The sequence below is a fragment of the Streptococcus sp. CCH5-D3 genome (genome assembly GCF_001556435.1).
Classification (GTDB): domain Bacteria; phylum Bacillota; class Bacilli; order Lactobacillales; family Streptococcaceae; genus Streptococcus.
This window is the reverse complement of sequence record NZ_LSIW01000111.1, coordinates 1-391: the sequence shown is the minus strand read 5'-3', so window position 1 is coordinate 391 and position 391 is coordinate 1. Positions and strand designations below refer to the sequence as shown.

1 protein-coding gene is annotated in these 391 nt (G+C 45.0%); it reads left to right on the top strand.

Annotation, left to right across the window (positions count from 1 at the left end; genetic code table 11):
* On the top strand, window positions 1–391 hold a 391-nt coding region (locus AX662_RS07220; protein WP_197414685.1), incomplete at both ends, for a KxYKxGKxW signal peptide domain-containing protein.

The window sequence follows — 391 nt, the reverse complement described above, 5'->3', positions numbered from 1 at the left end:
TTCACAAAGTTAAAAAACATTGGGTAACTATTGCAGTGACAGGACTTGCTTTGGGATTGAGTTTTGCAGGACTCAGCTACGCTTCAGCTGAAGAACAACCTACACCTGTTAATGAAGCAACTGTTGAAGCCATCATCAAAGAAGGCGCTATTGACGTTGAGGCTCCAGCAAGTAATGAAGCCACAACTAAACCTGTAGAAAACACAGCTGCTACCGCTTCGAGCGAGGTTGCCACTGTGTCAGAAACACCAGTGGTCACCTCTGAAGGGGCTTCAACAGAAACAGTCTCTGAAAAACCAAGCTCTGAAGTCACAAGCACAGCTAGTTCGGAAGCAGCTAATTCTGAAACTACACATTCTGAGGTAAGTGCAACGACTAGTGAAAGTGTTAC